Raw genomic sequence first — 26,342 nt, 5'->3', positions numbered from 1 at the left:
TATGACGATACTGGAAACCGAACGGCTGTGGTTGAAGCCTTATCAAGCGAATATGGCAGATAGCGTTTACGCCGTAATTAAAAAACGCGAAATTGCCGATACGATGCTGATGATCCCGCATCCGTATCCAAGAAAGCAGCTCGATGGCTGGCTCGACTATGTTCAAAAAAGCTTTGACATCGGCCAATCCTTTGAATACGCGGTCTTTACGAAAGACCAGCCCGCCCGCTATATCGGCAATTGCGGATTGGTCGCCGTGTCAAAAGCCCATCACTCGGGAGAAATCGGTTATTTTATTGATCCCGGCGAGTGGAAACAGGGCTATGCGACAGAAGCATGCCGAAAAATGCTGGAACTGGCCTTCACCGAACACGGCCTGAACCGCGTATTCGGCCGCTGCCTCGTGCGCAACCCTGCCTCAAGGCGAGTGCTTGAGAAGGCGGGCATGGCCTTTGAGGGACGTTTCAGACAGGAGTTTTTCATGAACGGTGCCTATGAAGACATCGATTATTTGGCGCTGCTGAAACAGGACTACGGCGCGCCGAAACAAGACACGCCGTTTTGAGTGCCGCCACTCCTCTCGAAGTCGTCAGCCGCCGATGCGAAATGGATTAGTTCATAGCGAAAGAAATTGTGCTATAACACAATTTCTACATTGTTTCATTTTTCCGCCAATTCCGAAACTTCCGTTGACAGCCCGTGTCCGGCTTTCTATACTTGATATATAACAGTTGGACACAAGAGACACGAGAGGGGTTTTCGAAATGATCGTACCATTGACACCGCTGGACTGGAAACGACGCGCGGTAAAGTATTACCCGGAGAAAGTAGCCGTGATCGACGGAGACAAGCGTTTCACGTACAAGGAGTTTGCCCGCCGCTCCGACCAGTTGGGGATTGCCCTACATAATGCAGGCATCAAGGAGAAAGACCATGTCGCCGTGATGCTGCCGAATACCCATTATATGCTCGAAGCGTTCTATGGCATCCCGCCGCTCGGAGCGGTCATCGTGCCGCTCAATTACCGTTTGTCTGCCAAAGACTTGGGCTATATCATCAAACACAGCGACGCGAAGATGCTGATCGTCGATGCGGAATACGCCAAGATCATTGAAGACATTCAAGGCGACTTGTCGATTGAGAAATACATTATCGTGCCGGCTGAAGGGCATGAGACAAGTCTTGCGGGCGTCGGCTACGAGGAATTTATCGGAGCGGTCACAGACGATGAACAATTGCCAAACGTCGAACTCGACGAGAACCAGATGCTGTCGCTCAATTACACGAGTGGCACGACCTCAAATCCAAAAGGCGTCATGCAGACGCACCGGACGAATTATTTGAACGGCGCGAACTTCCTGCATCATTTGGAGATCAAATTTGACGATGTTTATTTGCATACTTTGCCGATGTTCCACACGAACGGATGGGGCGGTGTCTGGGCGATCACAGCAGCAGGGGCCACACATGTGTGCTTGCGCAAAGTCGACCCGCCGCTGATTCTCGATCTGTTTGAAAGCCATGGCATCACCTCCTTATGCGGCGCGCCGACGGTCGTCAATATGCTGGTCAATGAACCGAAAGCCAAACAGATCGAATTGAAGACCAAAATCCGCATGGGCACGGCCGGTGCGCCGCCTGCTGCGGCACTCATCGCCAAGGCCCAACAAACGCTCGGCCTCAACATGATGCACGTTTACGGGCTGACCGAGACTTCGCCATTCATTTTGTATTGCGAATGGAAAAACGAGTTCGACACGCTGGATGCCGATCAACAAGCGAGCATCAAGGCGCGCCAAGGCATTGAACTGGCCTTTAACGGCGAAACGAAAGTCGTCAACCAGGAAGACGGCCGGGAAGTCGCCTGGAACGGCAAGGAGCTCGGGGAAATCATCACCCGCGGCAATGTCGTCATGGCAGGCTATTACAAAGATCCTGAAAAAACCGCGGAAGCGATCCGCGACGGCTGGTTCTATACCGGTGACCTCGCCGTGACGCATCCGGACGGGTTTATCGAAATCCAAGACCGCATCAAAGACATGATCATCTCCGGCGGTGAAAACATTTCGTCCACCGAAATCGAAGGCGTGCTCTATAAGCATCCGGCGATCGCAGAAGTGGCGGTCATTGCCGTACCGGACGAGAAATGGGGCGAAGTGCCAAAAGCGATCATCGTCTTGCACAAAGGCGCAGAAGTAACCGAGCAGGAAATCCTCGACTACACGCGGGAGCACATGTCGCGCTTCAAAGTACCGAAATCGGTCGACTTCGTGGAAGCCTTGCCGAAGACGGCAACCGGCAAGCTGCAGAAGTTCCAATTGCGTGAAATGTATTGGGGCGGCGGCAAGAAAGTCAATTAAGGCATCTAAAAAAGCGAGAACTCCTCAACCGGGAGCTCTCGCTTTTTTTAATGGGGCATATTCTTTTTCGGGAAGCGTTTACGGATCAACGCAATCAATACCAAAATCACCAAGCAGAGGCCGAGTGCGCTATACAACAGGGAGCGCGGCAGCCACAACACCAGCCCGAACGCGACCGCAATTTCAATGGCCACTGCCGGCAATTTCCCGAGCGAACTCGCCGCTAAAAAAGCGTGCGCCGAAATCCGTGTCAAGGCAGCGCCTGCTGTGACGGCACCGGATGGGACAAATGGCAAGATGCGCAGCGCCAACACTGCCCACCAAATGCTTACAGGGGATTGATTGCGGAAAAACCGGAACCAGGAACGCTGTTGCCACGCATCCGGGATATGTTTCGCCCCGTAGCGGTACAGCCAAAACCCGAACAGTGCGCCGATCATCTCCCCGCTGATGGACAATGCACTGCCGCCGATCAACCCGAAGCGGTCGAGGTTGATTGGGGTGATGAGAATGCTCGGGATGAACCCAAGCGTGCCGATGGCGATATTGGCGATTAACAATAAGACGAATTCTAACGAGCGGAGCAACCCTTCCATTAGCGCGTCACCTCATTATTTACGGGCAAGAAAGAGGTGCTCATCGCTTGGCCTCGAGGTTTTGCTGCTGCTCGCGAAACCGTTTCGGCGTGCTGCCGCTATGGCGTGTAAAAGCAGCGTGAAACTGCGTCGCGCTCTTATAGCCGCAGAGCCCGGCAATGTCCGAAACCGATTGCTCTGAAGTCAGGAGCAGCTGCCTGGCGCGCTCCATGCGGCAGCTGATGACAAATTGCAGCGGCGTCTGGCCGATCGACTCCTTGAAATGGCGGCTGAAATGGAATTTGCTGAGGCCGGAAGCGGCAGCGATGGATTCAAGTGAAAAGGGTAAATGGCAAGTTTCTTCCATTTGATGCAAAATGCGTGCCGTTTTGGAAGAAGCCGCCATTTGAGCCGGGGCGCTTTGTGGTGTGGCTGCAGCATACAACCAGTTCAGCAAAAGCTGCACTTGTCTTGACGAAGCAGGACTCGCTTGGTGCAATTCACGGCCCAGTTCGTCCATCACGGCAACGAGAAAAGCAGGATGAGCAGGATAAGTGAAACAGATCGTGTCATTTGCTGACTCAAGGGGATGCGTAACCAGCAGTCTTTGATAGCGCTGTTCACTGCTTGAAGCAAAAGACAGTGCGTGCCATTGGCCAGGAGGAATCAGCGCAAGTGCTCCTGCGCCGAGCGTTAGGCATTCAGCGTTTGCGGTGAGTTCGAGTTCACCTGACTCCACCCACAGCCATTCTGCCAGTTGCTGGTGGCGGTGGAGCGGAATGTGCGCGGACTGTCCGGTCGCGACGCCCTTTGATTCAATAGCATGCAATTCAAAATCACGGGTCATGTTCAGCCAACTTTCAGAAAAAGAATATGTTTATTATAGCAAGAAACGAGAAAAAGAACGGAAAATTGTCGGGGGAAATACCGAAATCCGCTCCATGAACCGCAAGAATTGATAATTCCAGCGAATTTCATTTAACGGACTGGCCCATTTTCTAAAAAAAGCGAGTCATATTGCGTCCTGTTTCGCTTCATGCCCATAAAAAAGAGGCTTCCGATGAACGGAAACCTCTATAAAAAGCAAACTGTAAATGTTCTAGCACACCGAATCGTTGGATTTCGGGACAGACAGGCCGAACAAAGGCCGCAAGTAAAGTGCGAAGAATGTACCGGCGAGTGCGAGAATGCCCCAGATATAGCCATGGAGGCTAAATGAGGCGATGCCGCCGAAATATGCGCCGATGTTGCAACCGAACGCGAGCCGCGCTCCGTAGCCCATCAGCAAGCCGCCGACAACGGATGCCCAGAAATTGCCCATCGTGATTTTGGTGAACTTGAACAAGCCACCAGCTGCTGAAGCGAGAAAGGCGCCGAGGATGACCCCGAAGTTCAACACAGTCGTGGAGTCTGCAAAAATGGACGATTCGAGCATCGCTGCGTTCGCGCCTTGCCAGTAGCCCCAGCTTGCGACGTCCACGCCGAAGAATTGAGCAATTTTCGAGCCCCATAACGCGAATGCGGACGTGATGCCCCAAGGTGTGCCACGCGTCATTAAGGTCAGTGCGTTCAATACCGCAAGTGCGATCGCTGCGGCGAACAACGGCCAAGAGCCGCGGAAAATGCGTTTCCATCCTGTCGTAGTCGGAAGCGGCGCCATTTTCGGTGCACGTTTCTTTTTCTCGATAATTAAGGTGATCCAGGCGATGAGCCCGAATAACGCAATTGACACGAGCCATGCGCCGCCGTAGCCAAGCCCTGTAGACGTGGCCAGTGACACCGGTTCAAAAGCCGGCAAATCTTCTGTCCAAAACGGCAAGTGATACGCGCCGATGGTCGTTCCGATAATAAAGAATAATAGCGTAATAAACATGACCGAACGCCCACCGCCGATCGCATACAGCGTACCGGAAGCACAGCCGCCGCCGAGCTGCATGCCGATGCCGAAAATGAACGACCCGACCACTAAGCTCACACCGACCGGGGAGACGTAGCCCGATACACCGGTGCCGAAGAACGAATAGCCATACGCCAGAATCGGCGCGAACAAAGTCACGGCCACCGCCAGCATGAGCATATGCGAGCGCATCGCCTGGCCATTGCCGACCGACATGAAGCGGCGGAACGCAGAAGTAAAGCCGAACCGTGCATGGAATAAGGTATAGCCGAGCAACAGCCCGATGCCAAGCAGCACGGTTTGTGCAATATGCTGCGTGGCGAGTAAATACACCGTCAATAACGCCGCGACCGCAATACCTCCGGCAATCAAGGCTTTCTGCGGTGCGTTCAAGGCGGTCGTGTCGCGGTAAACGGGATCGTTTACTTCATTGACGGGTTGGACCCGTGTGCTAGTCGTCATATAAAACATCCTTCTCTGAGTGATATAGTAGGGAATAAAACATTATATTAAAGGAGCGTTTCGGGAAAGTCAACGGAGCGGCTTTCAGCTAGCAGGGAATTACGAAGGTTTGTAGAAGAAGGGCCGGGGAATAGAAAGATAATACTTCTGCGGACTGCTGCTAGTTGGTTCTGGAGAAAAAAGTTGCTCAATGATCCGGTCGATTGTTGTATTAGGAATGAAAGCGAGGTGAAGCACCATGGATAATCGGTTGTGGATCAATTTGCCGGTGAAGGATTTGCAGGCGGCCCAGGCCTTTTATGAACAATCCGGGTTTTTGCTCCCAAAAACGGATTCCAGCAATGACCAGCAGGCGGCGTTTTATTTAGAGGGCCAGCAACTCTATGTAATGCTGTTTCCTGAAGAAAGCTTTGAAGCTTTTACGCAGCAAGCAATCGCCGATACATCGATCGGTTCTGAGGTATTGTTTTCGCTATCCGCAAAAACCCGCGAAGAAGTCGATAACTTCATGTTCCGCATCGAACAGGCAGGCGGCACCGTCTTTGCGCCCCCGGGTGAACGAAATGGCATGTACGGAGCGGGGTTTTCGGATGTGGATGGACATCGCTGGAACTTTCTAGTGATGGATATTTAATTCGTACGCTTCATAATGATGTAAAACCGGAAGCGCCTCCTCGTGTGCGGTTCCGGTTTTTGCTGTGGGATGGAATTTAGCTGCAAATGAATAGCGGCAGATTTCAAAGAAAGGGAGGAAAATGAAGCGGAATTGCGGTACGATGGATGAATAGACCAAAAGTTTTGACTAATTCTGGATGAATTTTATCATGCAGCTAGGAGCGGGTGTCCTGTGAACAATAAATTCCTTTTCGCGTTTCTCGTCATCGTCACCACCAGTTTGATGGGTTCTTCATTTGCGGTCGGCAAAATCGGCCTCGAACACGTCTCGCCGCTATTGTTGGTCGGGATCCGTTTTACGATTGCGGGCATCTTGATGGCCATATTCGTCAAGCTGTTCAAGCGCAAGCACCCACGGCAGCGTTCCGAATGGCTGCACATTCTCGTCATCGGCTTTTTCCAGACCGCTGGTGTCATGGGCTGCATTTTCCTGAGCCTGCGGACGATCACGGCCGGGGAATCCGCCATTCTGACGTTCACCAATCCTTTATTGGTGGTGATTTTTGGCACAGTCGCTCTCGGCATACGCTACCGCATCGTTCAATGGGGAGGGGTGCTGCTTGGGTTTTTCGGCGTCTTCATTACGATGGGCAGCCAAGTGAACTTGGAAGTCGGCACCTTGTTCGGCTTCGGCAGTGCCGTGTCGTGGGCAATTGGCACGTTGTTGATTAAGCATTGGGGCATTCGGCTCGATACGTGGGTGCTGACGGCGTATCAAATGCTGTTTGGTGGCTTGATCTTGCTGATGGCAAGCAGCTTATTGGAAACCCAGCGACTGGCTATCAATACTGAATCGCTGTTCATCATTTTTTGGCTGGCAATTCCGGCGTCGATCATCCAGTTTGCGATTTGGTTTTTCCTGCTGCAAAACGGCAATCCGGGGAAAGTAAGTGCATTTTTATTCTTGGCGCCATTTTTTGGTGTCATCTCGGGATGGCTGATCTTAGGGGAGCAGGTCGGGGTATCGCTGATTGTTGGCGGTGCATTGATCTTTACAGGCATATTCCTAGTGAATTGGCCGGAAAAGCGGCAGGAAGCGGCAATTCCTGGAAAAGCCATATAAAGGAGTACGATAGCGGATTTATGTGAATAACAGATGCTGTAGATCAATAACAGGCGGCAACCAAATCAAAACTGCAGCTAGGAGCCAGCCGGAGCGGTTTATGGCAACTGAAAAACCGACGGAACCAAAAGACACTGAATGATTACGGAAATACAGCGATGCATAAATGAACCACGGATTCATCAGCAGGCTGACGACTTACGAGTCGAATTGATTTGCGAGAAGCTGACAATCAATTAAACCCAAACCGGAACGGCTGATCAACAGCTGAACCGGTTTGGGTTTTTAAATTCACATATTATTTTAATGAACGCGGCGTTCTTAGATAAAAACCGATAAAATCATTCAAACAAACGAATCGCTCAGCGAATAGAAAAACAGCCGGTTTCACTGTAAATCTCGGTTTCGTCTCACTGTTATGAGTATACTTATTAAATGAAACACAACTTCCTATAATTTATATTATGTAAACTAGAACTTAAAAAAGGTTTGACGAGTGTTCAATCGGTCTCCCTCGTCCGTATCTAGTGTTGCCTGAAACTGGTTTGAGTTTATATCAAATTCTCGTTCTGCACTCCGGATTTCTCTCGATGTACTTTCTCGGTTTGTGTCTTCCCCAAACGCTGCAACGAATCCAAAATGCCCTGCAAGCTCCAGCCGTATTCGATTAGTTCGTATTCGAACTTGGTTGCAGACGATTCGATTGATGACTTCATCAGCTTCAAGTTCACGCAATTGCTGCGTCATCATCTTCTGTGTGATTTTGGCATCAAAGCCAAAGTTCACTCGTTCTTTTCGTGCCATGCGTCAAATGACAGAGAATCACCGTTTTCCATTTGCCGCCGATTACTTCCAACGTGGCTTCCACTGAAATATTGTATTTTTTCACCATGTCTTATCCCTCCAATAGGCACTAAAAAGTACCTACAGCACTTTAAAGTACGTACTTCCTTTTAAAAACCTCGTCATCCATACTAGCATGTATCGAACGAAATCGATCGATAAAAACGTTTTTGGAGGAGAAAAAATGTCTGCATCACAAAAAAGAAGCAATTTCGCTTTATTGGCATTGGCGCTTAGTGCCTTTGCCATCGGCACCACCGAATTCATCAGTGTCGGCTTGCTGCCGTTGATCGCCGAAGATTTAGGGATTTCCGTCAGCACGGCGGGTTTGACTGTGTCATTATATGCACTCGGTGTCATGGTCGGCGCCCCGGTACTGACCTCTGTCAGCGCAAATGTGCCGCGGAAGTCTTTGCTGCTATGGATTATGGTCGTCTTCATTATCGGGAACTTGATTGCGGCAACAGCCTCGACTGTCGGTGTTTTACTCGCGGCACGAGTCGTTTCCGCATTAGCGCACGGCGTTTTTATGGCGATCGGCGCCACTATTGCGGCGGATCTGGTACCCGAGAACAAGCGAGCTAGTGCGATTGCGATGATGTTCACCGGCTTGACGGTGGCTACGGTGACCGGTGTCCCCTTCGGCACTTTCCTGGGCCAACAGTTCGGCTGGCGCTTCGCGTTCATGGCGATTGTCGTGCTCGGTGTTGCTGCATTGATCGGCAACGCTTTACTCGTACCGAGTGATTTGAAAAAAGCGGCGCGCACCACCTTGCGTGACCAAGTCAAGCTGGTCACCAATGGGCGCTTGCTGTTGGTCTTTGCCATTACGGCGCTCGGCTATGGCGGCACGTTTGTCGTCTTCACCTATCTGTCTCCCTTGCTTCAGCAAGTCACGGGCTTTGCAGCTGGAACCGTTACAATCATCCTCTTCGGGTACGGCATCGCCATTGCAGCGGGCAATACGATCGGCGGCAAATTGGCCAATCGCAACCCGATTCGGGCATTATTCTATATGTTCTTGATTCAAGCTGTCATCTTGCTCATTTTGTCGTTTACAGCCCCTTTCAAAATCGCCGGCTTGATCACCATTCTCTTGATGGGCTTATTCGCGTTTATGAACGTTCCAGGTCTTCAAGTCTATGTGGTCATGCTCGCTGAGCGTTACGTGCCGAGCGCTGTAGACACAGCTTCTGCCATCAATATTGCCGCCTTTAATGCAGGCATCGCAATTGGAGCGGTGCTTGGCGGATCTGTAGCAGATTCGATTGGCCTGATCCATACGCCTTGGATCGGTGCAGTCATGGTCTTTGTCGCCGTGCTGCTGAGTGCCTGGAGCCGCAGCTTGGAGCAAGGTACTGAGCGAAAGGCTTCAGCTGTTGTCCGGAAATCCGCCACGACGTAATAGAGTTCATCCACTCCATAAAAACCCCATCCCACAAACAATTCTGGGATGGGGTTTTTCGCTTTATTTTCATTAGACAAATACGATTCAACCAGTTATTTGTACTGATTGCTGCGTTTCATGTCCCGAATGGCTTGAATCGACAACCTAACGAGCAAAATGACGCATAAGAACAGCCCTCCATATGCGGCAGTATTCAAGTAAATCGCGTACACCGTATCGATGAATTGGGCGATGGCCAATAAGGCGGCTGAGATAAACCCGAATGTAATCCCCGACATCAACAAGACAAACCTGGAGAATAACTGCATGACGAACCCCGAGTTGTGCTTATCGGAAAACACATCGTGGTGCAAAATGATCTTGCCGCCTTCTACGCGCCGGATCAATTGATCGATGCGTTTCGGCAATTTGGCGACTTCCGGCAAAATCAACACCAATTCCTCTTCGATCCGTTCTTTTGTGGCGAGCGGCTGTTTGAACGGTTTTTTCAACACGGATGTCTTGTATTCTTTCGCAAAGCTTTTCGCTTCCGTGAACATGTCGAATTTCGGGTCAATGGTGTGCAAAGTGCTGTCAAGGCTGATCAACGACCTGAGCGCGATTCCGACGGATGGATAAAACGCTAAGCCGAATTCACGGGTGACATCAAATAAGGAATGGATCAATTCTGCGGTCGGTATGCGGTCGACATAGGAAATCTTTAATAAAATTTCCCCGATGGCTTGTTCAAATTTCGCCCCGTCGAGCTTCTCGCCATTTTCCACCAGCTTTCTGACGGCATCATGGACGATGCTTGCATCGTTTTGCTGGATGCCGATGATGAAATGATTGAGCGCTTCTTGCTGAGGCGCTGTTAAGCGACCGACCGAACCGAAATCAAGCAAAATCGGTTGGCCGTCCGTTTCATCAATAAAGATGTTGCCAGGGTGCGGATCGGCGTGGAATATGCCCGAAAACAGCATTTGTTCCAGAAATGAAAATAGCACCGTGCGCCCGAATTTTTTCGGCTCGACAGTAAAGTGACGAAACACTGCATCTCCTTTGGAAATGCTTCTGCCTTGGAAATACTGCATGACGATAATCGTTGAGTTGCTGTATTCCCTATAGACTTTCGGGATCTTGACTTGATTTTTGCTGTCTTCCAAGGCATTGCTCACTTGGATCATATTGCGCATTTCGATTTCAAAGTCGATTTCCTCGCGCAAACCATTGGCGAAGCCGACCGCCAGTTCACGGAATCCGATGTTCTGCGCCCATGTGGATTTGCTGGACACCCACTCGGCAAATTCCACTAAAATGTCCAAATCATCCCGCATGATGGCGCTCACTTCCGGGCGCTGCATCTTGATGATGACTTCTTCATTGGTCTTGCGCAGCACGCCCCGGTGAATCTGGCCGATCGATGCTGAGGCGAGTGGTTCTTTCTCGAGTTTGGAAAACACTTCTTCAATGGGCTGTGTCATGGATTTTCTCAGGATTTCGGTCACTTGTTCTTTCGGCAAGGCTTTGACATTTTGTTGCAGCTGGCTCAGTTCCTCGATGAAGACCGGTGCGAACAAATCCGTCCGCGTCGACAATACTTGGCCGAATTTGATGAACACGCCCCCGGCTTCTTCAAGCGTCCTGCGGAAAGCGACCGCAAGCTCCCGGTTGTTTTCGCGATGCCGCGCATACTTCAAGGTGCTGGAAATGCCGTTCTTGACTGCAATCTCCAGTACTTTGCTTAAGCGTTTCTGGCGTCTCCAACGGCTGCGCAGCCTTTTCCAGATAAATTTGCGGTTCGTGATGCGTTCACCGCGGTCGCCAAGTTCGATCGGGTCGAATAATTCGAGGATCAAGTAAAACAGCATCGAAATCATCAACATGCTGCCGATCCAAATGACGGTGCTGGTATCTGTCAACATCGTCGCGAATGCATCATCCATGAATTCGGTATAACGTAAATAGGAATACCAATACACAAATGTTGTCAAGACAATCCCTAACACAACAGATAATATCCGTTTTGTGAAATTCACTTTCGACCCCATCAAACGGCCGCTGACGAAATAGATGAAAATGGCGATGACCAGCATTTCTGCAATCATCCGTACATATATGACCATTCGCGGACTCCTTTCCCTGCGCCACTAAACCTGCAATGAATTATCGGTTCGTCTTTTGTTGGAACAAAACTATTGTCCGTCTATATAAGTAGTTTCGAGGTATCGTCAAGCCCTTCCTGCTTTTTATCCTCAGTGAATGGATTTTGATTGTTGGCGGTTTTTTTCTTTTTTACGTTATACCTTATGTAGTTAATTACATTTATTTTTTTTATTCGTCCATTTCCTCTTCAAACCAGGCTTTTTTAGCTTTCACGTTCGGCTCGTTCCTTGACCCTGTTCATAAAATTCAACACGGTATTCCGTGCCGCCTTTTTGCTGCCTGCCAAAAGCATCATCTTCCCTGTGACGCTCATCCCTTTGTTTTGCCCTTCATAAATAAAACGCGTGCTTTGTGATGACTCTTTTTCCAAACTGAACGCATAGCGCACTTTGAACATGTGCCCCATCTCAAAAGCCGTCTCCCGGTATTTTCTGTCGGGTTCATCCACATAGGATAAAGTTTCAACAATATAGCGCTGCTGCTGTTTGCCCTCTGTATACACTTGCGCGTGTTTAGCGCCTGTGGCATTATTCTCCCCTTCGAGCAGGTCATGCGATTCCACTTTTGGCATAATGCGCTGGATTTGCTCGTCCTGGAACAATCCCCAAACCCTTTCGATCGGTGCATTGATAATCATTTGCTCTTTCCATTTGACCATTTTTCTCATCCTTTCATGAACTCTTTTCTACAATTCCCGTAAACACTTACTGCTGCCCTTTGATTCCGTTACAATGGAAACAGCAAAACGATTATGGAGTGATTTGATGAGAACCTCAACGATTCTGTTTATTTTTCTACTGGTGATGCATCTATTGACCGTCCTCAACACCTTATTGTTCGGCGGCAATTTAAATGATCTTGTGTTCTGGTTCAATTCCGCCTTATTTATGGCGGCGCTGGCTGTGTTTGTTTACCGTCGCGGCATATTCGATGCCAAGGAAGCGCCTCCGTCCGAACCTGCCAAAAAACGCAAATGATTTGGTGCCATCAGCAATTCATCGATACCCTGTAAAACACCGCCTGAAATGGGCGGTGTTTTTCCATTCAATTCTTTTCATATGACTGAAGAATTTCTTCACATTTACCGGATAGCACGCCCGACCCAGCGAAGCCTTGCAGCAAGCCTTTGACAGTCAAGTTCGTGAATTTATGGCCCAAGCCTGCTGCCTGCTGTGCAAAAGCCTTTACGTCGCCGCTATAGCCGCGGATCAATTGAGTGAATTCCTGGAGTTCAGCTTTTGATAAATCATGCACCACAATGGCTTCATGGATAGTCGGCTCACGCATTTTATCTTCCAATATCTCCCCAAGCAACGCCAATAAAGTGCGGTTGTGAAACTTCAGTTTTTCAATTTCCTGATGCAAGCTTTTCAGTTCAATTTGTTCCATGCGTCAAGCTCCTTTTAGCTTTTTGCAATCACTTTGCCTTCGCATCCAACACTTCAAGATGGTCAATGAAGTTATATTTTTGGATCTCCCAGCGCTCGCTGGCATACGCCAAGTGGTTCATGCCCCCATTTTGCAAACGGGCTTCACCGTCGTATTCCCCGTGCGCCAATTGTTCAAGGATGGCATTGATGACGCCTCCGTGTGCCACGACGAGCACACGTTGGTTCCCGAAGCGTTCATTGAGCTGAGAAAGCCCGCTCGACAGCCTGCCGTGGAATTCTTCTAGCTGTTCCTGGCCAGGATAATTTTTGTCCGGATACAAGCCGTAACGCTCCTCTGCTGTCATGCCTTCTGCTTTGCCAAAATGCTTTTCCTGGAATTCTTCCATTTCAAATACCGGCAAACGCATCGTTTCATTGATGATCGCCGCGGTCTCTTTGGCGCGCTTGAGCGGGCTCGTCACGATGACGTCCCACGCTTCTCCCGTCAGGTGAGATCCACACGCGCGTGCTTGCTGCTTTCCTGTCTCGTTCAGCGGCACATCCGTCGTCCCTTGGATGCGGCCGATTTTATTCCATTCTGTTTCTCCGTGCCGAATCAGGCAGATAATCGTCATCGTACTCTACTTCCCTTCCGTTGCTAATTGATTCATTACTGCTAGCCATCAATCTTCGCGTTGTTTTGTTTTGCGTTGTTTGCTCCAGCGCCAGAACATGATCGCTTCCCCGATTACCACACCGATCGCCCCTGCCGCGACCAATGTCGATGTATCCGGGTCATCGTTGATCAAAAATGCAATTACGACGCCCACTACAAGCCCGCTCAGTAAAACGGCATATGCATTTTTGCGTGATTTCAGATAATCCACTGTCTCGCACCCTTTCTTGTTGCTATTATTCCATCTTGCCGAAGTTTTCTTGAGAACGCAAGAATTGTCAGCATCCAGTTGCCTGTACTGGTATATTGTCTTGGATGCCTTTTTTTAAAATTATCCAATAACCTTATGTAGTTTAATACATGTAAATTGACGGAATCAACATCAAAAAAATAGAGCCCATTTCGGCTCTATTTCGTTTCAACCACGAACGATGTCATTTTTGTTATTTGCAGCTCGCCGTCTCCTTGCCATTCATAAAAATCGCAATAGCAGTATTTCCGTTCCCTGTCATTTCCGCCTTTTGCGGTCATGACGCCTTTTACGGCACCTTCCTGCCCTGCGGCAATGATGGTATCGACCTCAAACGCCATCTGTGTATAATCCTGCATCCCGAAAGCCGCATCCACTAATGCCTGTCTTCCTTTTAAAGGCATTGTCCCGACCATGATCCATTCCACATCGTCTGAAACATGCTGTTCAATGAATTCTTTTTTGCCGTTGAAAAAAGCATCATTGAAATCCCTTAAAAAGTCGGTGGTGCTGCTCGTCTTCATTTTTTTCCCTCCCTTATGCTGTCCGTGCGATAATATTTAATGAATAATCCATAAATTTTTATCTGAATATTCAACTTATTTACATTTTACTCTCTTTCTGCCTGTCTGACTAGTGTCTGTTGTTCCATTTTCCAATTTGTTTTCACCACTTTGGTCCATCCTTTCAAGCCTGTGCTTAACAAAGGCGACCAGAAAACCTTATAATGGAGAAATGCACATCTGCATAAAGAGGAGAAGACAACAAATGGCTAAAAAACAGTTTTTCATTACTGCAGAAGAAGGCTTGCATGCGCGTCCCGCTGCAGCACTTGTCAGTGAAGCGAACCGCTTCCAATCAGAACTATCGCTCGAATTCAAAAACCGGACTGTCAACTTGAAATCCATACTCGGCGTCATGGGGCTTGGGATTCCGACCCGCTCCGACATCACGATCCATGCGGATGGACCGGATGAACAAGAAGCAATTGCCGGCACATCCGCCCTGTTGTTTGAAAAAGGCATGATCGATGCCGATCAATGAACACTTTTGGCTTTAAAGAGAACTATCGCTTGCTGTTTCCTCTCCATCAAAAAATGCCATCCGGTGATAGACCGGATGGCATTTTTTCATTTATGCAGCTGCCGTAATATTTTTCTTCAACAAGCCGACGAGGATCGCTGTTACAAACGAACCAGCGAGGATAGCGATCAAATACATCAAGATGCTTGCCATTCCCCCATCCACTAAGCCGATGACGAAGACGCCGCCGTGTGGTGCACGAAGCCCGATATCAAACAGCATGACCAGTGCTCCGGTTGTAGCCGCCCCTGCGATGGCCGACGGGATGACCCGGGCCGGATCGGCTGCAGCAAACGGGATGACGCCTTCAGTGATGAAGCTCGCGCCAAGAACATATGCCGTCTTGCCCGCTTCACGTTCCGGCTTAGTGAATTTCTTCTTGAACATCGTTGTTGCAATGGCCAGTCCAAGCGGTGGGACCATGCCCGCTGCCATGACCGTCGCCATGAAATTGAAGTTCTGTGCATCAAGCATGGCGATGCCGAATGTATAAGCGGCTTTGTTGACCGGTCCGCCCATATCGACTGCCATCATGCCGCCAAGGAGAAGTCCGACGAGAACCAGGTTGGTGCCGCCAAGGCTTTCAAGGAAAGCGGAGATTCCAGTATACACTTGAGTCAAAGGAGGGTTGATGAGCATCATGATGACCCCAGTGATCAGAATGCTGAATACCGGATAGAACAACACCGGTTTCAATCCTTCCAAGCTTTGCGGAATGCCCGAGAACACTTTCTTCACGAGCAGCGTTACGTAACCGGCAAGGAAACCAGCGATCAAACCGCCGAGGAAACCGGAACCGCCGCTAGCTTCTTCAACGCCTGTGACCGTGATTGCAAGCAAGCCGCCGATCATCCCTGGAGCAAAACCTGGACGGTCAGCGATGCTCATCGCGATGAATCCGGCAAGGACAGGAACCATTAAGAAGAACGCCGTGCCGCCGCCGATGGTTGACAGCATCGCAGCAAATTCATTGTATTCCGGGCTATCCGGATCTGCTGCATTGATGCCAAAGAAGAACGACAGGGCGATCAAAATACCGCCGCCGACGACGAATGGCAGCATGTTCGAAACACCGTTCATCAAATGCTTGTAGAACCCTGATTTCGGCTCTGTGCCGGCATCCGCGTCTTTGGTGCGGTCATGCTTATAGACAGGCGCATCTTTTGCTAGTGCGCGGTCCAAAAGCTGGTCCGCTTCGTAGATCGCTTTGCCTACTTGTGTCTGGATGACGTGCTTGCCATCGAATCTCGCCATTTCGACTTTCGTATCGGCTGCAACGATGATGGCATCCGCTTCAGCGATTTCTGCATCGGTCAAGCGGTTTTTCACGCCGCTCGATCCGTTCGTTTCCACTTTCAAGTTGATGCCGCGCTCTTTCGCACGCCCGTTAAGCTTCTCAGCCGCCATATAGGTATGTGCGATGCCTGTCGGGCAAGCGGTGACTGCCAGGATCTTGCCGCCTGCAGCGGGTTCTGCTGTGCCGGCAACCGTTGCGCTGTCATCTGCTTGTTCCGGCCCATCCACTTCCGCTTCTTTCGCAGAGACGATATCGAGCACTTGCTGTTTCGACTCGGCTTCTATAATATTGACGCGGAATTTCTCATCCATCAAAAACGTTGCGAGGCGCGATAAAGCTTCCAGGTGATCATCATTTGCCCCGGCTGTAGCCGCGATCATGAAAAACAGCTGTGCAGGCTGTCCGTCCAGCGATTCGAAGTCAATGCCGTCAAAAGAACGGCCGAACGCAATGGCAGGTGTTTTGACCGCTTCGGATTTTGCGTGGGGAATGGCAATTGTATCACCGATCCCCGTCGTGCTTTGTTCTTCGCGCGCCAGGATATCTTTCGTGAATTGCTTTTTGTCGTTCAATTTCCCGGCCCGGTCCAGTTGCCCAGCCAGTTCGTCCAATACTTCCCGTTTGGAACCGGCTTTCAGATCCAGAATGATGGTGTTTTCCGTCAATAATTGTGTAATTCTCATTTTGTCACATCCTTTTCTTCGAATGGGGTTACGGTCACTTCTGGGAGCAATTGTTCCACATCTGCCTGCTCGCATAAATCGGTCCGAAAAGCAGTGGCGCTTCCGCTGGCGACGCCGTATTGGAACGCTCTCTCAGGGTCTTGATGCTGAATATAGGAAGCGATGAATCCAGATACCAAGGAATCTCCCGAGCCGACGGTGTTGACGACTTTGCCTTTTGGCACTTGGGCTGTGTAGCGATATTCACGGGAAGCATAGATGGCTCCCGCCCCGCCCATGGAGACGACGACATGTTGGACGCCTCTTTCCACCAGCCGGCTGGCATAATGGAAAGCTTGTGCTTGGGTAGTGATTTCGACTCCGAACATCTCTCCCAGTTCATGCTCATTCGGTTTAATGAGGACAGGCTTCGTGTCCAGTAATTCCTTCAGCGCAGGGCCGGACGTATCGAGCACGAAATGAATGCCCCGCTCCTGGCAACTGTCTGCCAGGTCCTTGAAGAATTGGGTCGGCACCGATGACGGCAAACTGCCCGCCAAGACGAACCAATCGCCTTGTGCCATAACGGCAATTTTTTCTTTCAGTTGTTCCAGCTGCGCTTCCTTTAGCATCGGGCCAGGCCCATTCAATTCAGTTTCTTGGTCGGTCTTGATTTTGACATTGATCCGCGTAATGGCGCCGGTGTCGATAAAATCGGTCTCGATGCCTTCTGCGTCCAGAAACTCTTCAATAAAGCGCCCTGTAAAACCACCAGCGTATCCGAGCGCCCGGCTTTTTAGGCCCAAACGGCTGAGTACGCGCGAAACATTGATGCCTTTGCCGCCGGGGTAATAATACACTTCATCCGAACGGTTCAAGGCGCCGCTTTCAAAATGCGTTAAATACGCTGTGTAATCAATGGATGGTGCGAATGTGCATGTGTAGATCATTGTGTCACCACCTTAATAGTCGTTTGTCGTTCGATTTCTTCCAATGCCTCATCCGGCAAGCCGTCGATGATGAGTGCAGACCGGCTTAAGTCGAAGATATGCGCAAAACTGACTTTGCCGTATTTGGATTGGTCCGCAAGCACGTAACAGCTTCTGGATAATTCCCCGGCCCTTCGTTTGACGGCCGCTTCTTCGGGGTCCGGTGTCGTAAAGCCATGGACCGGGTGGATCCCGTTGACGCCGAGAAAGCTTTTATCGAAACGGTAATTCTCCAGCGATTGGGTGGCCTGCGGACCAACTAAAGCACCCGTGCGCGACTTGATGAATCCGCCCGTCAAATAGGAAGTGATCCCATGCTCGATCAAGGCTTCCAGGTGGCTCAAGCCATTGGTGACAACGGTTACATCTTTATCTGTTAAAAAAGGGATCATTTGTGCCGTCGTCGTCCCTGCATCCAGGAACAGCGAATCGCCTGTCTTGACGAGCGAGGCCGCATAGCGCGCAACCAGCTGTTTTTCCTTGAGGTTCTTTGCCGCTTTATCCGACAGACTCGGTTCCGGCACATTCGGAGCGATTCGGCTGGCGCCGCCAAAAACGCGTTCCAGCTTCTGCAATTCCTCAAGTTCCGTCAAGTCCCGGCGAATGGTGGATTCGGAAGCCGCGGTCAATTCAACCAACTCCTGGATTTTGATGCTCTGCTTTTCCTTTAAAAGGTTTAAAATCAATTGATGCCGCTCCGTCGTCAGCATTCCTTCACCTTCTTTTCTTTTCTGATTAAATAGATAATACTTGAAATCGTTTTCAAAATCAATCATAATCATTCATAAGCAGTCAAATTCATTCAAAAGTGAATGAATCCCGCTCAAATACACGCATATTATAGGAGGAACTCATCATGGTAGAAAAACAATATACAATTACAGACGAAGCAGGCATCCACGCTCGCCCGGCATCCGCACTGGTCGGTTCGATCTCGAAATTCCAATCGGACATCACGCTCGGCTTCAACGGCAAGCAAGTCAACTTAAAATCGATTCTCGGCGTCATGTCGCTCGGCATTGCTTCCGGGTCAACCGTGACGATTGCTGCGGACGGAACGGACGAAGAAGAAGCGATGGCTAAAATCGACGAAGTGCTGAAAGCGGAAGGGATCTCCAACCAATGACAAGCCCTCTCTCCGGTATCGCAGCCTCCACCGGGATCGCCATCGCCAAAGCGTTCCGACTGGAAAATCCGGAATTGACCGTCGAACAGCTGCAAGTGGGCAATCCTGCAGAAGAAATCGCGCGCTTTGATGCGGCCGTTGCTCAATCGGCCGCCGAACTTGAAGTCATCCAGGAAAAGACCGCACAGCAGATCAGCGACAAGGAAGCCGCGATTTTCGGTGCTCATTTGCTCGTCTTGAGCGACCCTGAACTGATTGGGCCGATCAAAGAGCGCATTGTAACTGATAGCGTCAATGCGGAATTTGCGTTGCAGGAAACAAGTGATATGTTCATCACGATGTTCGAAGCGATGGACAATGACTATATGAAAGAACGCGCAGCCGACATCCGCGACGTCCGCAAACGCCTGCTGTCCCATCTGCTCGGCGTGAAGATCCAAGACCCGAGCATGATCGATGAGGAAGTCATCGTCATCGCAGAAGATTTGACACCTTCCGATACCGTCCAATTGAATGCCCAGTTCGTCAAAGGCTTCATTACCGACATCGGCGGGCGCACTTCGCATTCGGCCATCCTTGCACGCACCTTGGAAATCCCGGCAGTGGTCGGCGCACAAAACGCCATGGCAACGATCCGCAATGGCCAAACGGTAATTATTGATGGCTTGGAAGGTAAAATCATCGTCGATCCTGACGCAGCGACTATCCAGCAGTTCGAGCAGGAAAAGTCAGCCTATGACGCCCAAAAAGCTGAATGGGCCAAGCTCAAAGATGAGCCGACGATAAGTGCCGACGGGCAGCATGTGGAACTTGCCGCCAATATCGGCACGCCGAAAGACCTTGCCGGCGTGCTCGAACATGGCGCAGAAGGCATCGGCCTTTACCGCACCGAGTTTCTCTATATGGGAAGAGACACCTTCCCGACAGAAGACGAACAATTTGACGCCTATTCTAAAGTCTTAAAAGGCATGAACGGCAAGCCGACTGTTGTCCGGACGCTCGACATCGGCGGCGATAAGGAACTCACGTATCTGGACTTGCCGAAAGAACTGAATCCATTCCTCGGCCTGCGCGCAATCCGCTTGTGCTTAGAGATGCCGGATCTCTTCAGAACGCAACTGCGTGCCCTATTGCGCGCAAGTGTACATGGCAATTTGAAGATCATGTTCCCGATGATTGCAACGGTAGAAGAATTCCGCCAAGGAAAAGCAATGCTTGCAGAAGAAAAGGCCAAATTACTGGAGGTGGGCATCGCAGTGAGCGACTCAATCGAAGTCGGCATCATGGTGGAGATTCCTTCTACCGCCGTTATGGCGGATGTCTTCGCCAAAGAAGTGGATTTCTTCTCCATCGGCACGAACGACTTGATCCAGTACACGATGGCTGCAGACCGCATGAACGAACGGGTGTCGTATCTTTACCAGCCGTTCAACCCAGCAATCTTGCGCTTAGTGAAGATGGTTATCGACGCCGCCCATAAAGAAGGAAAATGGGCAGGCATGTGCGGCGAGATGGCCGGCGATGACATCGCCATCCCGATTCTTCTCGGGCTCGGCTTAGATGAATTCTCCATGAGCGCTTCTTCTGTCTTGAAGGCACGTGCGCAGATCAGCCGTTTGTCTAAGCAAGAAATGGCTTCGCATACTGGCCACATCCTTGCGCTCTCGTCTTCTCAAGAAGTGGAAGCGTACGTTAAAGGAATCAGCTAAAAAAACCCCTGAACGCCAAAAAGGCATTCAGGGGTTTTTCGTCTGGTCAAAATGGGTTGGTCGCCCATTGTTTCGATAAAGGGATAAAGATCCGCGGATTCAATTTCAATTGCGAAACGATGTATTCCGCGATGTCTTCCGGCTGCATGAACTTCTCTTTTTCCTGTTCCGTTTCATTGCCGGAATCAGTCATGCCCGTCACGACACGGCTCGGTGCCAAAGCGAAGACACGGATATTGTCAGGGCGCACTTCCTGCATCAAAGCCTCGCTCATGCCGAGCACCGCGAATTTCGATGCGCTATAGGCGCTCGAGCCTTTCGTGCCTTTGAGTCCTGATGAAGAGGAGATGTTGACGATATCGCCTCCCTGTTTTTCCACCATCTGCGGAAGCACCGCTTTGGTCATGTGGACCATGCCCATCAAATTGATATTGAGCATATTTTGCCAATCCTCGGTCTCGAGTTCCATGAACTTGCCGTATTTCCCGATTCCTGCGTTGTTGATGAGGATATCGATCGTGCCGAGTTCGTCGGTCAATTTCTGGACGGCCGCTTCAACTTGCTTTGGATCCGACACATCCGCAACCGCAAATGCTGCGCGGCCACGCAACGAACGGATCTCCTGCGCCAATTGTTCGATTTCTTTTTCGGTTCTGGCGATCAGCCCGACGGCCACGCCTTCATTGGCCAGTGCTAGGGCGGTTGCCCGGCCGATGCCGCGCCCTGCTCCTGTAATGATTGCTGTCTTTTCCGTTAACACTTGTGCCACTTTATTTTCCGCCCTTCAGGTAAATGAATTTTCTCTGCCCTAGTCTTTGCCCCTAAACGGGCGGCGGTAAACCGGCTGTTTGCCTGAGGGCGACATTTTTTCTCCAGCCGCCTTAGCCTTGTCTATGGAAATAATCCAATAGGCCCTGTGCGCTGACCTGTAAGTCCATCTCGATATAAGGCATCACGCGGTGCGGCTGTTTGGCGCCTTTTTCCGCCAGCTGCGCCATAACCGGTGCCAGCAGACGTTTTGCCAATTGATCTGCGGATTCTTTGTTCTGATAGGCCACCGCTCCTTCTTCAACAAACAACTCTAGCCATTCCAGCACCTGCTCTAGTGCTGCATCAGGGTTATGCGCAGCGCCGAAATGCCCGAAATAAAGCACATCGAGTTGCTGACTTTCCATTCGTTCGATGGATGCCTTCATCGCCTCCGGGTCGAATTGGTTCGGTGAGGTGGACGGCAAGTAAAAGTCGATGCCGTCTTCAATCAGCTGTGCATAACGGATGCCGGCCGTATCCCCTACGAAAAACCCATTCGATACCGGGTCTAAGATGCCGAAATGATGCTTGGCATGGCCCGGCGTATCCCAGAACTCAAGCGAACAGTCCGGACCGATTTGCAGCCGGTCGCCTTCCGTTTTGATAGCGATGCGGTGTTCGGGCACCGGAACGATCGGATTGAACAGATCATCGAATTTGTCGCCGTATACTGCGCGTGCGCCGGCGATGAGTCGGCTCGGGTCTGCCAGATGCCTGGCGCCTTTCGGGTGCACGATGAGCGTCGCGTTCGGGCAGTCCTGCAATAATAAGCCCGCTCCACCGGCGTGGTCGAGGTGGATATGGGTCACGATGATGTAGCGGACCTCATCGAGTGAAATGCCGAGTTCTTTCAATCCTTGTTTCACATGCTCCACCGACGGGCTCGGACCTGTTTCAATAATGGTCAGCTGCTGTTCCATGATGACGTAGCTGCCTGTTCGCTGTTCCAGGCCGAGATCGAAACCATCGATCAACTGAATGCGGTCGTTCAACTTGCTGATTGCCATGCTGGCACCCCTTTCTGTTTGTCTTCAGTCTACCAAAGCTCTTGCTTGCCCCACAACTCGGCACATAAAAACGCCGCCAGAATTCGGCGGCGTTTCTCATCAATTGCTGGATGGGCTATAGGAAGTCAATGGAATGTCTTCATAGTCTTCCGGGTCCAATGAATAGACGCTGTCATCGGCTACCCCTTCGACAATGGCCGTCAAGCCGCGCTCTACCGATTTGACCAATTGGCCTTTTTCTTTCTGCCCAAGCGACTGGGTTTGGCCGCGTACTTCAAACAACACGGTGCCGCTGCCATTCAATGCATAGCTGCCAAGCGCTGTGCCCGGCAAATCGAGCCCTTGTGAATAAAGCGAGATATTGGTGAATTTCGAATTGCCGTAGGACTGCAGCTCCTCATACGCCGCCACATTCAACTGGCGTGAAAAATCATAATCGTATTGGTCTGCATAGTCGCTGTATTTCGCCCCTTCAGCACTGGATGGGTCCGGAACGAATTGGGCGGACAGCGATAATGTGACTGGATCTGGCGTGCCATCGACATAATACATCCCTTGATGATGCAGGTCGATAAAGACGTCGACGGTGCCGTATTCTGCTTGCAATGATTTATAGACGTCGCGTGAAACTTGGGCTTCTTTCGTGATAAACCAGCCCGGTTCGTTCGATGCCCCAGGGAAATCTTCGGCTTGTGGTACATAATCCAGGTCTGGGTTAAAGTCGCGGTTCACATCAAAGCCTGGATTGGCGCCGTAATCATAGCTTTGGCTGACGCCGCGGTCTAAATAATTCCATGATGGCGTTGCAGCGGCGAGTTCGGGATAATCCGCCACGACATCGCTCCATGTCATGCTATTGCGGCGCTTATCGCCTTCTGAGGCATCTGGGTTCATCATCGGCATGAAGACGATCGTCACTTCATCGCGCAAGGCTTTAGCCGCTTTCGAGTTGCCAGATAGGGTTTTCAACATATTCAAAATGGCCACGGTGCCTGTTTTTTCGTTTCCGTGAATCTCACTTTGGATCAGCAGCACTTTGTCACCCGTCCCGACAGTCGCAGTATAAATATCGCGGCCTTCGAATGATTGGCCAGCAACATCAACAGAAACTGAGCCTTTGCTATTGGCTTCGATGCGTTGGAGTTCTTTTTGCAGCTCCGCATAATCGATAAACCCGGAAATGGCATTGTCGTGATGGTGTTCAGTCGGCTGTGCAGGTTCTGCCGCTTGCACTGGCATCGCAAGCATGGCACAAAGCCCCGCCATGGTCATTGTCTTGAATATGTGTTTTTTCACTATCCCCACTCCTTTTAATTGAATAGGCTGAGTATAGCAAAGCTTGTTAAGCTTGCCTATAGTTGTCAGAAATTTCAGTCCTTTGGATATATAATCCACAGCGCCAACCGTCCTTCGCCCGTTACCATTGCCGGAGAGCAAATTTTGAGCTCGCTGATTTTCATTGTTTCGTGGGACGAAATACCCGCAGCATCCAGTTGAAGGCTGAAGATATTCATCAGTAAAAAACTGGTCCCTCCGTCAGTTTCTATAATTGGCGCTTTTGGGTTTGCCTATTGCCCTGAATCGGCTACAGTTATACCATCAAGGAAGAAACTGGAGGTTATCATATGAACGATCCACAAATCCCGCAAGACAGCATCATCTGGTCGCAGGAAATGGTGCGCAGCACATTGCCAAAACGCGCACAAGACAGCCATAAAGGCGTGTTCGGCACTGCGTTATTAGTAGCTGGAGGCCCGGACATGCCCGGGGCTGCCTTGATTTCCGGGCTCGGCGCGCTAACAAGCGGCGTCGGAAAATTGGCAATCGGGACTTACCGCGAAACCATCCGCAGCATCGCTCACGCGGCGGCCGAAGCGACGTATGTGCCAGATGCGCTGATCCATATCGCCAATGGCACCCATTCACTCACTTCCTATAAAGCCATCGCATGTGGGCCTGGCACCTTACCGGATGCAGTGACCGAAGCGGCTATTGACAGTTTGCTGAATTCACCTGCCCCTCTCATACTCGACGCCGGCGCATTGAGTGAACGAAGCTATGTGAAAAGAAGCGCACCGCTCATCTTGACGCCGCACGCCGGTGAATTCAGCCGGATCTCAGGATATTCAACAGACCAGATGGCCGAGTCTCCCGGTGCATGTGCCTCGGCATTTGCCATGGAGCATGACTTGACCATCGTCTTGAAAGGCCCCCGCACAACAATCGCTTTCCCGGACGGCGAACTGTTCCACAACCCGACAGGAAATGCCGCGCTTGCAAAAGGCGGCACGGGCGATATGCTGACCGGCATGATGCTCGGCATGCTGTGCTGTCACGAAAACTGGCGCCATGCCGTCTTAAATGCCGTCTACTTGCACGGTGCCTGTGCGGACGAATTCATCAAAACCCGCTCCCCCCACACAATGCTTGCACACGATATCGCAAAGCTGCTGCCGGAAGTATGGAAACAATACGAGTGATCCTTTGTTCAGAAAATCGTCACACGTGAAATAGCCTGGCTGTGAACTAGTTCGCAGCCAGGCTATTGTTCATTTATTGGATAAAACTGCTCACTATTTTGACAATCAAAAGAGATGAAAAGCTCATACTTTCCGCTATAATGGAAATCGCCAGGCATAAGATTTTCAATACGGACGGAGGTATCTTTATAATGAATAGACACCGGGCGGGACAAAGTTAGTGAACTATGTTCGGATACTTCACTTGACGGTGCCTGCGGTATGGGTTTCTGTGCTGTTGGCAGCCGCTGCAGTAAGCTTGCTGATGCGCGCCGCGATTGGGCATAAACCTGGCGAATGGTACTGGAACGCTTTGGCGCTTTACATCTTGACGTGGAAGCTCAGCTACATCGTTTTCAATTTACAGCATTTTCTTGACATGCCTTTATCGATTCTTTATTTCAACGGCGGGTTGTACGGCCATTTGCTCGCCATAGCATTGCTTATCGGCTATTTGGCCCTGGCACAAAGAAAACAGGCTGCTGTGGCGGAACAGGCTGCCACTGCCTGGTTATTGTTTTTTCTGGCGTATCAGTCCATCCTGCAATATTTTGACGCCGAGTTTGTGCAAGCAGCCCTTCAAACCGCTCTTTTCGCAGCAGCTATCGTGGCCATCCGCGTGCTGGGAAAACGGCCAGACGTTCCGAACAGCTTATTGCTTGCCGCATTTTTCACAGTGGAACTGCTCATCCTAAGCGCATTTGGCCCACTAGTGACTTGGCAAAATGCGACACTCATTATTGTTGCCGCATTCACGGTCGCCATGTACATACGTCTTGAACAGAAAGGACCGAGCATATGATAAAAAAAGCCATCATCGGCATATTGCTGCTTGCAGCGATCGCCATCATTGCCATCAATTTTTTTGAAGAAGATGCTCAGCCAATCGACACGAGCGAATCCGCCACTTCCGCAAGCGCACAAGATGCGCCACTTGCCGAAGGCCTCTCACAAGGGCAGGTAGCTCCCGATTTCACATTGACTGACCAAAATGGCGAAACGGTCAAACTATCCGATTACCGCGGCAAAAAAGTCATCTTGAACTTCTGGGCGACCTGGTGTCCCCCATGTCGAGCTGAAATGCCGCATATGCAGGAATTTCACGAAAACAACGCAGACGGCGATGTCGTTATCCTGGCAGTTAACCTGACCGCACAAGATAACGGAGATGAAGCGATTCGCTCGTTTATCGATGAATTCGGTTTGACTTTCTCCATTCCAATGGACGAAACCGGAAGCACCGCCCAAACGTATCAAATCCGTACTGTGCCGACAACGTACATCCTCAACACGAAAGGCGAAATCGCCCAAAAAATTGTCGGCCCGATGGATGAACAAATCATGAAAGACCAGACAGATAGCATCGACTGAGTTTCTCTACAAGGCTTGCATGAACTTAAGGGTTTAAAGAAAAGC

At 50.5% G+C, this 26,342-nt stretch carries 27 protein-coding genes and 1 pseudogene; 12 read left to right on the top strand and 16 right to left on the bottom strand.

Annotated elements, in window-relative coordinates; translation table 11 throughout:
* The first annotated feature begins 1 nt into the window (after position 1).
* Positions 2 to 565 carry a GNAT family N-acetyltransferase gene (locus DFR62_RS08390; protein WP_121299684.1) on the top strand — a complete coding sequence of 188 codons (564 nt, stop codon included), beginning with the start codon at positions 2 to 4 and terminating at the stop codon, positions 563 to 565.
* 199 nt (positions 566 to 764) lie between these two features.
* The gene (locus DFR62_RS08385) at positions 765 to 2,360 is read left to right on the top strand and encodes a long-chain-fatty-acid--CoA ligase (RefSeq protein ID WP_121299682.1); all 1,596 of its coding nucleotides are present in this window, start codon (positions 765 to 767) and stop codon (positions 2,358 to 2,360) included.
* Between the two features lie 47 nt (positions 2,361 to 2,407).
* Here DFR62_RS08385 and DFR62_RS08380 read toward each other — a convergent pair whose 3' ends face one another.
* The 3 genes from DFR62_RS08380 to DFR62_RS08370 form a co-directional block, all read right to left on the bottom strand.
* A complete protein-coding gene (locus DFR62_RS08380) occupies positions 2,408 to 2,956 on the bottom strand; it encodes a TVP38/TMEM64 family protein (RefSeq protein ID WP_121299680.1) in 549 nt (182 codons plus the stop codon).
* A 40-nt stretch (positions 2,957 to 2,996) separates the two neighbouring features.
* Positions 2,997 to 3,782, bottom strand: coding sequence for an AraC family transcriptional regulator (locus DFR62_RS08375; protein ID WP_121299678.1), 786 nt, complete (start codon positions 3,780 to 3,782; stop codon positions 2,997 to 2,999).
* A 252-nt stretch (positions 3,783 to 4,034) separates the two neighbouring features.
* On the bottom strand, positions 4,035 to 5,294 hold the full coding sequence (locus tag DFR62_RS08370; RefSeq protein ID WP_121299676.1) for a YeeE/YedE family protein: 1,260 nt from the start codon (positions 5,292 to 5,294) through the stop codon (positions 4,035 to 4,037).
* Positions 5,295 to 5,532: 238 nt separating this feature from the next.
* On the opposite strand from DFR62_RS08370, the gene DFR62_RS08365 reads away from it, so the two are divergent.
* Positions 5,533 to 5,928: a VOC family protein gene (locus tag DFR62_RS08365; protein ID WP_121299674.1), complete on the top strand. Its 396-nt coding sequence runs from the start codon at positions 5,533 to 5,535 to the stop codon at positions 5,926 to 5,928.
* Between the two features lie 213 nt (positions 5,929 to 6,141).
* The gene (locus DFR62_RS08360) at positions 6,142 to 7,032 is read left to right on the top strand and encodes a DMT family transporter (RefSeq protein WP_121299672.1); all 891 of its coding nucleotides are present in this window, start codon (positions 6,142 to 6,144) and stop codon (positions 7,030 to 7,032) included.
* Positions 7,033 to 7,583: 551 nt separating this feature from the next.
* Here the strand turns inward: DFR62_RS08360 and DFR62_RS08355 are convergent.
* Positions 7,584 to 7,924 (bottom strand): annotated as a pseudogene (locus DFR62_RS08355) (winged helix-turn-helix transcriptional regulator).
* Positions 7,925 to 8,059: 135 nt separating this feature from the next.
* On the opposite strand from DFR62_RS08355, the gene DFR62_RS08350 reads away from it, so the two are divergent.
* Positions 8,060 to 9,280 (top strand): MFS transporter, encoded by a 1,221-nt coding sequence (locus tag DFR62_RS08350; RefSeq protein WP_121299670.1) that lies wholly within the window; start codon positions 8,060 to 8,062, stop codon positions 9,278 to 9,280.
* Positions 9,281 to 9,375: 95 nt separating this feature from the next.
* On the opposite strand, the gene DFR62_RS08345 is transcribed toward DFR62_RS08350, so the two are convergent.
* Both DFR62_RS08345 and DFR62_RS08340 read right to left on the bottom strand, forming a co-directional pair.
* The gene (locus DFR62_RS08345; RefSeq protein ID WP_121299668.1) at positions 9,376 to 11,388 is read right to left on the bottom strand and encodes an ABC1 kinase family protein; all 2,013 of its coding nucleotides are present in this window, start codon (positions 11,386 to 11,388) and stop codon (positions 9,376 to 9,378) included.
* 242 nt (positions 11,389 to 11,630) lie between these two features.
* Positions 11,631 to 12,086 carry an SRPBCC family protein gene (locus DFR62_RS08340; RefSeq protein WP_121299667.1) on the bottom strand — a complete coding sequence of 152 codons (456 nt, stop codon included), beginning with the start codon at positions 12,084 to 12,086 and terminating at the stop codon, positions 11,631 to 11,633.
* 106 nt (positions 12,087 to 12,192) lie between these two features.
* On the opposite strand from DFR62_RS08340, the gene DFR62_RS08335 reads away from it, so the two are divergent.
* A complete protein-coding gene (locus DFR62_RS08335) occupies positions 12,193 to 12,405 on the top strand; it encodes a hypothetical protein (protein ID WP_121299665.1) in 213 nt (70 codons plus the stop codon).
* A 67-nt stretch (positions 12,406 to 12,472) separates the two neighbouring features.
* On the opposite strand, the gene DFR62_RS08330 is transcribed toward DFR62_RS08335, so the two are convergent.
* The 4 genes from DFR62_RS08330 to DFR62_RS08315 all read right to left on the bottom strand — a co-directional run bounded on the left by DFR62_RS08330 (position 12,473) and on the right by DFR62_RS08315 (position 14,248).
* Positions 12,473 to 12,817 (bottom strand): hypothetical protein, encoded by a 345-nt coding sequence (locus DFR62_RS08330; protein ID WP_121299663.1) that lies wholly within the window; start codon positions 12,815 to 12,817, stop codon positions 12,473 to 12,475.
* A 28-nt stretch (positions 12,818 to 12,845) separates the two neighbouring features.
* Positions 12,846 to 13,433 (bottom strand): histidine phosphatase family protein, encoded by a 588-nt coding sequence (locus DFR62_RS08325; protein WP_121299661.1) that lies wholly within the window; start codon positions 13,431 to 13,433, stop codon positions 12,846 to 12,848.
* A gap of 48 nt (positions 13,434 to 13,481) precedes the next feature.
* On the bottom strand, positions 13,482 to 13,685 hold the full coding sequence (locus tag DFR62_RS08320; protein ID WP_058380702.1) for a hypothetical protein: 204 nt from the start codon (positions 13,683 to 13,685) through the stop codon (positions 13,482 to 13,484).
* 197 nt (positions 13,686 to 13,882) lie between these two features.
* The gene (locus tag DFR62_RS08315) at positions 13,883 to 14,248 is read right to left on the bottom strand and encodes a nuclear transport factor 2 family protein (RefSeq protein WP_121299659.1); all 366 of its coding nucleotides are present in this window, start codon (positions 14,246 to 14,248) and stop codon (positions 13,883 to 13,885) included.
* Positions 14,249 to 14,492: 244 nt separating this feature from the next.
* On the opposite strand from DFR62_RS08315, the gene DFR62_RS08310 reads away from it, so the two are divergent.
* The gene (locus tag DFR62_RS08310; protein WP_121299657.1) at positions 14,493 to 14,768 is read left to right on the top strand and encodes an HPr family phosphocarrier protein; all 276 of its coding nucleotides are present in this window, start codon (positions 14,493 to 14,495) and stop codon (positions 14,766 to 14,768) included.
* A gap of 90 nt (positions 14,769 to 14,858) precedes the next feature.
* On the opposite strand, the gene DFR62_RS08305 is transcribed toward DFR62_RS08310, so the two are convergent.
* The 3 genes from DFR62_RS08305 to DFR62_RS08295 are packed head-to-tail and all read right to left on the bottom strand — an operon-like array spanning position 14,859 to position 18,465.
* Positions 14,859 to 16,787 carry a PTS fructose transporter subunit IIABC gene (locus tag DFR62_RS08305; RefSeq protein ID WP_121299655.1) on the bottom strand — a complete coding sequence of 643 codons (1,929 nt, stop codon included), beginning with the start codon at positions 16,785 to 16,787 and terminating at the stop codon, positions 14,859 to 14,861.
* Positions 16,784 to 17,716 carry a 1-phosphofructokinase gene (gene pfkB / locus DFR62_RS08300; RefSeq protein ID WP_121299653.1) on the bottom strand — a complete coding sequence of 311 codons (933 nt, stop codon included), beginning with the start codon at positions 17,714 to 17,716 and terminating at the stop codon, positions 16,784 to 16,786. Before pfkB ends, DFR62_RS08305 begins: the two co-directional genes overlap by 4 nt.
* Positions 17,713 to 18,465, bottom strand: a complete 753-nt coding sequence (locus DFR62_RS08295; RefSeq protein ID WP_121300266.1) for a DeoR/GlpR family DNA-binding transcription regulator — start codon at positions 18,463 to 18,465, stop codon at positions 17,713 to 17,715. The genes pfkB and DFR62_RS08295 overlap by 4 nt, the downstream gene beginning before the upstream one ends.
* 146 nt (positions 18,466 to 18,611) lie before the next feature.
* Here DFR62_RS08295 and DFR62_RS08290 point away from each other — a divergent pair, with 146 nt between their 5' ends.
* Positions 18,612 to 18,881, top strand: a complete 270-nt coding sequence (locus tag DFR62_RS08290) for a phosphocarrier protein HPr (RefSeq protein ID WP_101805477.1) — start codon at positions 18,612 to 18,614, stop codon at positions 18,879 to 18,881.
* Positions 18,878 to 20,590 carry a phosphoenolpyruvate--protein phosphotransferase gene (gene ptsP, locus DFR62_RS08285; RefSeq protein WP_121299651.1) on the top strand — a complete coding sequence of 571 codons (1,713 nt, stop codon included), beginning with the start codon at positions 18,878 to 18,880 and terminating at the stop codon, positions 20,588 to 20,590. The genes DFR62_RS08290 and ptsP overlap by 4 nt, the downstream gene beginning before the upstream one ends.
* Positions 20,591 to 20,636: 46 nt before the next feature.
* Here the strand turns inward: ptsP and DFR62_RS08280 are convergent, their stop codons facing one another.
* The 3 genes from DFR62_RS08280 to DFR62_RS08270 form a co-directional block, all read right to left on the bottom strand.
* Positions 20,637 to 21,359 (bottom strand): 3-ketoacyl-ACP reductase, encoded by a 723-nt coding sequence (locus tag DFR62_RS08280; protein WP_121299649.1) that lies wholly within the window; start codon positions 21,357 to 21,359, stop codon positions 20,637 to 20,639.
* Positions 21,360 to 21,471: 112 nt separating this feature from the next.
* A complete protein-coding gene (locus DFR62_RS08275) occupies positions 21,472 to 22,407 on the bottom strand; it encodes an MBL fold metallo-hydrolase (protein WP_121299647.1) in 936 nt (311 codons plus the stop codon).
* Positions 22,408 to 22,506: 99 nt separating this feature from the next.
* Positions 22,507 to 23,646 carry a M14 family zinc carboxypeptidase gene (locus tag DFR62_RS08270; protein WP_232787263.1) on the bottom strand — a complete coding sequence of 380 codons (1,140 nt, stop codon included), beginning with the start codon at positions 23,644 to 23,646 and terminating at the stop codon, positions 22,507 to 22,509.
* A gap of 386 nt (positions 23,647 to 24,032) precedes the next feature.
* On the opposite strand from DFR62_RS08270, the gene DFR62_RS08265 reads away from it, so the two are divergent.
* The 3 genes from DFR62_RS08265 (at position 24,033) to DFR62_RS08255 (ending at position 26,297) form a co-directional block, all read left to right on the top strand.
* A complete protein-coding gene (locus DFR62_RS08265; protein ID WP_101805480.1) occupies positions 24,033 to 24,887 on the top strand; it encodes an NAD(P)H-hydrate dehydratase in 855 nt (284 codons plus the stop codon).
* A 220-nt stretch (positions 24,888 to 25,107) separates the two neighbouring features.
* Positions 25,108 to 25,728, top strand: coding sequence for a hypothetical protein (locus tag DFR62_RS08260; RefSeq protein WP_121299644.1), 621 nt, complete (start codon positions 25,108 to 25,110; stop codon positions 25,726 to 25,728).
* On the top strand, positions 25,725 to 26,297 hold the full coding sequence (locus DFR62_RS08255; RefSeq protein WP_121299642.1) for a peroxiredoxin family protein: 573 nt from the start codon (positions 25,725 to 25,727) through the stop codon (positions 26,295 to 26,297). The genes DFR62_RS08260 and DFR62_RS08255 overlap by 4 nt, the downstream gene beginning before the upstream one ends.
* The last annotated feature ends 45 nt before the right edge of the window (positions 26,298 to 26,342 follow it).

It is taken from the genome of Planococcus citreus (genome assembly GCF_003664125.1).
Classification (GTDB): domain Bacteria; phylum Bacillota; class Bacilli; order Bacillales_A; family Planococcaceae; genus Planococcus; species Planococcus citreus.
Note: the sequence above shows the minus strand (reverse complement) of the source record. Positions and strands in the feature narration are given on the sequence as shown.

Coding starts and splice junctions, on each gene's coding strand:
- DFR62_RS08310 (WP_121299657.1), top strand. CDS start 14,493: ATGGCTAAAAAACAGTTTTTCATTACTGCAGAAGAAGGCTTGCATGCG.
- pfkB (WP_121299653.1), bottom strand. CDS start 17,716: ATGATCTACACATGCACATTCGCACCATCCATTGATTACACAGCGTAT.
- DFR62_RS08365 (WP_121299674.1), top strand. CDS start 5,533: ATGGATAATCGGTTGTGGATCAATTTGCCGGTGAAGGATTTGCAGGCG.
- DFR62_RS08315 (WP_121299659.1), bottom strand. CDS start 14,248: ATGAAGACGAGCAGCACCACCGACTTTTTAAGGGATTTCAATGATGCT.
- DFR62_RS08340 (WP_121299667.1), bottom strand. CDS start 12,086: ATGGTCAAATGGAAAGAGCAAATGATTATCAATGCACCGATCGAAAGG.
- DFR62_RS08385 (WP_121299682.1), top strand. CDS start 765: ATGATCGTACCATTGACACCGCTGGACTGGAAACGACGCGCGGTAAAG.
- DFR62_RS08335 (WP_121299665.1), top strand. CDS start 12,193: ATGAGAACCTCAACGATTCTGTTTATTTTTCTACTGGTGATGCATCTA.
- DFR62_RS08350 (WP_121299670.1), top strand. CDS start 8,060: ATGTCTGCATCACAAAAAAGAAGCAATTTCGCTTTATTGGCATTGGCG.
- DFR62_RS08390 (WP_121299684.1), top strand. CDS start 2: ATGACGATACTGGAAACCGAACGGCTGTGGTTGAAGCCTTATCAAGCG.
- DFR62_RS08295 (WP_121300266.1), bottom strand. CDS start 18,465: ATGCTGACGACGGAGCGGCATCAATTGATTTTAAACCTTTTAAAGGAA.
- DFR62_RS08330 (WP_121299663.1), bottom strand. CDS start 12,817: ATGGAACAAATTGAACTGAAAAGCTTGCATCAGGAAATTGAAAAACTG.
- ptsP (WP_121299651.1), top strand. CDS start 18,878: ATGACAAGCCCTCTCTCCGGTATCGCAGCCTCCACCGGGATCGCCATC.
- DFR62_RS08270 (WP_232787263.1), bottom strand. CDS start 23,646: ATGCCAGTGCAAGCGGCAGAACCTGCACAGCCGACTGAACACCATCAC.
- DFR62_RS08370 (WP_121299676.1), bottom strand. CDS start 5,294: ATGACGACTAGCACACGGGTCCAACCCGTCAATGAAGTAAACGATCCC.
- DFR62_RS08345 (WP_121299668.1), bottom strand. CDS start 11,388: ATGGTCATATATGTACGGATGATTGCAGAAATGCTGGTCATCGCCATT.
- DFR62_RS08375 (WP_121299678.1), bottom strand. CDS start 3,782: ATGACCCGTGATTTTGAATTGCATGCTATTGAATCAAAGGGCGTCGCG.
- DFR62_RS08290 (WP_101805477.1), top strand. CDS start 18,612: ATGGTAGAAAAACAATATACAATTACAGACGAAGCAGGCATCCACGCT.
- DFR62_RS08380 (WP_121299680.1), bottom strand. CDS start 2,956: ATGGAAGGGTTGCTCCGCTCGTTAGAATTCGTCTTATTGTTAATCGCC.
- DFR62_RS08265 (WP_101805480.1), top strand. CDS start 24,033: ATGAACGATCCACAAATCCCGCAAGACAGCATCATCTGGTCGCAGGAA.
- DFR62_RS08255 (WP_121299642.1), top strand. CDS start 25,725: ATGATAAAAAAAGCCATCATCGGCATATTGCTGCTTGCAGCGATCGCC.
- DFR62_RS08275 (WP_121299647.1), bottom strand. CDS start 22,407: ATGGCAATCAGCAAGTTGAACGACCGCATTCAGTTGATCGATGGTTTC.
- DFR62_RS08325 (WP_121299661.1), bottom strand. CDS start 13,433: ATGACGATTATCTGCCTGATTCGGCACGGAGAAACAGAATGGAATAAA.
- DFR62_RS08305 (WP_121299655.1), bottom strand. CDS start 16,787: ATGAGAATTACACAATTATTGACGGAAAACACCATCATTCTGGATCTG.